This is a genomic window from Trichloromonas sp. (assembly GCF_041583255.1).
GTDB lineage: Bacteria > Desulfobacterota > Desulfuromonadia > Desulfuromonadales > Trichloromonadaceae > Trichloromonas.
On sequence record NZ_JBFHGD010000223.1, the window covers coordinates 1 to 5240 of the forward strand.

The 5240-nt window shown below is 63.4% G+C and carries 5 protein-coding genes; 3 read left to right on the forward strand and 2 right to left on the reverse strand.

What is annotated here, in order from left to right; genetic code table 11:
- From ABYV89_RS14275 to ABYV89_RS14285, 3 genes are all read left to right on the forward strand, one after another.
- Positions 1 to 193 (forward strand): diguanylate cyclase domain-containing protein (locus tag ABYV89_RS14275; RefSeq protein WP_432823608.1); only part of this gene is annotated, 193 nt, incomplete at its 5' end.
- 171 nt (positions 194 to 364) lie between these two features.
- Positions 365 to 2581 carry a LytS/YhcK type 5TM receptor domain-containing protein gene (locus tag ABYV89_RS14280; RefSeq protein ID WP_432823609.1) on the forward strand — a complete coding sequence of 739 codons (2217 nt, stop codon included), beginning with the start codon at positions 365 to 367 and terminating at the stop codon, positions 2579 to 2581.
- Positions 2578 to 3834: a (p)ppGpp synthetase gene (locus ABYV89_RS14285; RefSeq protein WP_432823610.1), complete on the forward strand. Its 1257-nt coding sequence runs from the start codon at positions 2578 to 2580 to the stop codon at positions 3832 to 3834. Before ABYV89_RS14280 ends, ABYV89_RS14285 begins: the two co-directional genes overlap by 4 nt.
- A gap of 78 nt (positions 3835 to 3912) precedes the next feature.
- Here the strand turns inward: ABYV89_RS14285 and lspA are convergent, their stop codons facing one another.
- Positions 3913 to 4404 (reverse strand): signal peptidase II, encoded by a 492-nt coding sequence (lspA, locus tag ABYV89_RS14290; protein WP_432823612.1) that lies wholly within the window; start codon positions 4402 to 4404, stop codon positions 3913 to 3915.
- A gap of 79 nt (positions 4405 to 4483) precedes the next feature.
- The coding region (locus ABYV89_RS14295; RefSeq protein WP_432823611.1) for a class I tRNA ligase family protein at positions 4484 to 5240 on the reverse strand (757 nt) is incomplete at its 5' end.

The window sequence follows — 5240 nt, forward strand, 5'->3', positions numbered from 1 at the left end:
ACCGCTCTCCGTTCGCGGCCAGCAGTTCAGCATCACTTCAAGCATCGGCATCAGCCTCTTTCCCGCCGACGGCGAGGACAGCAACACGCTGATCAAGAAGGCTGACGACGCCATGTTCCGGGCCAAGGAACGGGGGCGCAACCTGTTCCTGTTTCACGACCCGCTGATCGCCCCGACGGCATCCGAACGCTGAATTCAACGGGCCGGCGGGGCGGCTGCTGCCGGAGCCTGAGGGGGCAGCCCCTTCGGCGCCGCTTCGGGTTTGTATCCATGGATGATTCAGTGTAGACTCATTCTGCAAATAGCTCTCCTGGCACAGGATTGAAATGTTCCCCCTGCGGCTTTGCGGCCACTGCGGAGTCTTATGAGCGCTGACGACATCTGGATCCTGGTTTCCAACGCCGCCCTGCTGCTTGCGCTTGCTGCCCTCTACGACGCGGCTCTGCAGCAAGGCGATCGCTTACTTCCCCTGAAAAACCTCCTGGTCGGCGTCGTAATCGGGACGATCGGCGTCACCCTCATGCTCCACCCCTGGCACGTTGCCCCGGGGGTGGTTTTTGACACCCGCTCGATTCTGCTCAGTGTCACGGCGCTCTTTTTCGGCGCCGTTCCCGCCCTGATCGCGGCCCTTATGGCCGCCCTGTACCGGATTTTTATGGGGGGGGCCGGTGTCGTTCCCGGGGTGGCCGTCATTGCGTCGTCGGTGCTGATCGGATTGGGCTGGCGGCGCTATCGCCCCCAGTGGCGCAAAACATTCGCTCGCATGGAGCTGTATGCCTTCGGCTGCATCGTGCATATCGTCCTGCTGCTGTGCATGCTGCTCCTCCCCTGGCCGGTGGCCGAGAAGGTCCTTGCCGTCATCGCGCTTCCGGTTCTGCTGATTTACCCGCTGGTGACCGTGCTGCTCGGCATGCTGCTGGAACGCAAGTTGTCTCACCGGGAGGCCGAGTGCCTGGTGCGGGCGCGTGAGCGCCGGTTCCGCAAAATGATTGAGCAGAGCGGCGACATGATCCTGCTGGTCGACCCCGATGGCCGCATCTGCTTTGCCAGTGAATCGATTACCCGCATCCTCGGCTACCCGGTCGAAGAGATGCTGGGGACGGGCCCGGCCGAAAAGGTCCATCCCGTGGACATCCCGATTTCGCTGGAGGCGCTGTCGGCCTTGCGGGGCTGCCCCGGCGCGTCCCGGTCGGTCCGGTTTCGCGCCCGCCACCGGGACGGTCGATGGCTGTGGCTTGATATGACCGTGACCAACCTGCTGGAGGATCCGGCGGTCGGCGCCTTCGTGGTGAACGCCCGCGACCTGAGCGAGCGCAAGCAGATCGAAACAAGGCTTGAGCAGCAGGCGGCGGAGATCGCCGCCCTTTACGAGACCGCCCGCAGGATCAACGCCAGCCTTTCCTTCGAACAGGTCGCCCGGTCGGTGGTCGGCTCGGTGCTCGAAATGTTGAAGCCGGATATGGTTCTGCTCTTTCTGCGCCAGGGGGAGTCCCTGGTTCTGCAGGCCCGGGCGCCGGAAGCGGGCGGCCTGCAGCTTGAAGAAACCCCGGAGCACTGCCTGGGGCAGTGCCTGTGCGGGTTGGCGGCGTCCAGCGGAGAGCCGGTCTATTCACGGGATATCCGGGTAGACCCGCGCTGCACCTGGGTTGAGTGCAAAAAAGCCGGGGTTGTTTCGCTGGCCGCGGTCCCCTTGAGTATCGGCAGCCGGGTTATCGGCGTGCTCGCGATGGCCGCGGCGGCAGAATACGATTTTCAGCAGCAGGAGAAATTTCTCGAAGCCCTCGCCGACCAACTGGCGATCGGAGTGCAGAACTCTCTGCTGCACGAAGAAATCCAGCGTCACGCGGCCGAACTCGAGCAGCGGGTGGAGGAGCGCACCGGTCAGCTCGAGGCGGCCAACCGGGAACTCGAGGCCTTCAGCTATTCGGTCTCCCACGACCTGCGGGCTCCCCTGCGGGCCATTGACGGATTCTCGCGGATCCTGCTGGAGGAGCACGCCGAGGCCCTTAACGCCGAAGGCCGGCGCCTGTTCGGCGTCGTCAGGGGCAGCGCCCAGAAAATGGATGAGCTGATCACCAGCCTGCTGGCGTTTTCTCGGATCGGCCGCGACGAGCTGAAGCAGTCACGGGTTAACATGCAGGCACAGGCCCGTTCGGCCTACGACGAAGTCGTGCCGGACGATATTCTTGAGCGGTGCGACTGTACTGTCGCAGACCTGCCGGCAGCCTCCGGCGACCCGAACCTGCTGCACCTGGTCTGGAGCAACCTGCTCTCCAACGCGGTCAAGTACAGCGAAGGCAGGGAGGTCCGGCGGATTGAGGTCGGCGGCTACGAAGAGCCGGGCCGCAACGTCTATTATGTCCGGGACAACGGCATCGGCTTCAATCCGGCCTACGCCGAAAAGCTGTTCGGCGTCTTTCAGCGCCTGCATCGTGACGAGGAATTCGCCGGGACGGGCGTGGGGCTGGCCATCGTCAAGCGGATCATCGACCGTCATGGCGGCGAGGTCTGGGCCGAGGGGGAGGAAGACAACGGCGCCACCTTTTATTTTGCCCTTCCCGAAAGGGGGCCGGTGCGATGAAACAAAAGAGTCTTCCCGATACCATGCGGGTCTGCGGCATCGCCGAACGGGCCATGTACAAGGCGACGTACGAGACCCTGCGCCCGGCCTACGAAAACACCCTGCAGAGCTTGGTCAGTGAAATTCGCCGTCTGCTCGAAGGCAGCGGCTACACCCCAACCATCAAGTACCGACTCAAGCGCTTTGACGCCTATTTCGACAAGCTGCTGCGCCAGAGCCGACAGCTGGAAGAGGGGAACGGGAACGGGAACGGCCCCGAACTGACCGACCTGCTCGGCATCCGCATCATCTGCCCGTTTCTGGCCGATCTGGAAACCATCGAGCGGCTGCTGGCCAGGCAGTTCACCGTGGTCGAGCTCGAGTGGAAGGGGGCCCGCCATTCGTTCCGCGAATTCGGCTACGACTCGGTGCATCTGCTGATCCGGCTCGAACCGGCCCAACTGGAAGAGGTGCTGCCGCATTCGGCGCGGGTCTGCGAGATTCAGCTGCGAACCATCCTGCAGGATGCCTGGGCCGAGGTCGAACACGAGCTGATCTACAAATCGGATATCTCGCTGCCGAACGACTCGATCAAGCGCAAGCTGGCCTCGCTCAACGCGACCCTGACCCTGTCGGACCTGATTTTTCAGGAAATCCGCGACTACCAGAGCGATATTCGCGAGCGTGACCGCAAGCGCCGGCAGAGTCTCGACGACTCCTTTGGCCAAGGCCCTGCCGACTGCCTCCGGCCTGGTACGCCGTCCGGGGAGGCCCCGCCGGAACTGGTCGCCCTGACCGGCCAGCGCAAGCTCGAAAAACTCATGCTCGATGCCCTCGATGCCCACAGCCGCAGCGAACTCGAACGGGCCATCGAACTCTACGGCCAGATCCTGCGGCTCAAGCTGGCCGATCCCGTTCGGGCCCTGGTCTACAATCATCGGGGCATGGCCCATTTCGGCCAGTCGGATTATACCCAGGCGATCCGCGATTTTTCCCGCGCCATCTTCTTCAACGGCAGCAATGTGCGCTGTTACAACAACCGGGGCCTGGCCTTCCGGGTGATCAAGGCGCTCGACAAGTCCCTGGCCGATTACGACCGCTCGCTGGCTCTCAACCCCTCCCAGGTCGAAGGGTACTGGGGGCGGGCGCAGACCTGCTACGATATGCAGCTCTACAGCCAGGCGCTCGCCGACTGTGAAAGCGCCCTCAACATCCAGCCCGATTTTCAACCGGCCCATTCTCTCATCGCCCGCATCAACAGCCAGGTCTTCTGAGTTTGTCTCCCTTGCAAAACGATAAAAGCCGCCCCGGGAAGAGGGCGGCTTTTATCGTTGAAACGCTGATGATACGGTTCAGGCGGCGGCTTTTTTCTTGGCCGATTCCTGCCGCCACATGTCGAGCAGCAGCAGGCCGACGCCGACGCAGATGGCCGAGTCGGCCACGTTGAAGGCCGGCCAGTGGTGCTGGTACCAGTGGGCATCGAGAAAGTCGATCACCTCGCCGAGGCGGATGCGGTCGATCAGGTTGCCGACGGCGCCGGAGAAGATCAGCGACAGGGCCAGCACGTGCAGCTTCTGTCCCTCGCCGAGCTTGTGCAGATACCAGAGGATGCCGATGGCGGCAAGGCTGGCGACGGTGATAAAGAAGGGGACCCGAAAGGCGTTGTCGGCCAGGATGCCGAAGGCCGCCCCCTTGTTGCGCACATAGGTGATGTGGAAAAAGTTCTCGAAAACCGTCACTGACTCGTAAAGAGCGAAGCGGCTGTCGATGTAGAGCTTGGTCGCCTGGTCAAGCGCCAGGACAACGAGGGAAACCAGCAGCAATAGGCGGTAGCGAAAGGGCACGTAGGCTCCAGGGGCGATGGCGCAAGGCGGAAGGCGGAAGGGCAAGAAAACCCTTCCGCCTGAAAGCCTGTCGCCTGAATTATTTCAAGGCGTCAGTACAGCGGTGACAGATGCTCGGGTGGTCCGTGTCGCTGCCGACGCTGGTGGCGTAGTTCCAGCAGCGCTCGCACTTTTCCCCCTCGGCCTTTTCGATCCTGACCTTGAGGCCGGGGACTTCCTCGCCGGTTGCCGCGACGTCAAGGCCGCTGGCCAGTTCGGCCTGGGAGACGATGAGCAGGGTGGCCAGTTGATCGCGGTAGCGCTCGAGCAGGGTTTGCCATTCGCCGGCCGGCGCTTCGACCAGCACCCGGGCGTCGAGGGAGTGGCCGATGCGTTTTTCGATCCGGGCCAGCTCCAGGGCCTTGGAGATGTCGGAGCGCACCGCCAGCAGCTTTTCATAGCGGGTCTCGAGGTCGGCGTCGAGCAGGCTGGTTTCGAAGCGGGGGAAGCCGGCCAGGTGCACGCTCTCTTCCCGCGGCCCGGGGAGTTCTTTCCAGATCTCGTCGGCGGTGAAGGAGAGAACCGGCGCGACCAGCCGGGTCAGGGCGTCGAGGATGCGGTACATGGCGGTCTGGGCGCTGCGCCGTGCAACACTCTTGGTCGGCGCGGTGTAGAGGCGGTCCTTGAGCACGTCGAGGTAGAAGGCGCTCATGTCTACGCTGCAGAAGTTGTGCACCGCGTGGTAGAGGACGTGGAACTCGTACTCGTCGTACGATTTTTCCACCCGGCCGACCAGGCGCTCGAGGCGCGACAGGGCCCAGCGGTCGATTTCGAGCAGTTCGCCGTCGGCCACCGAA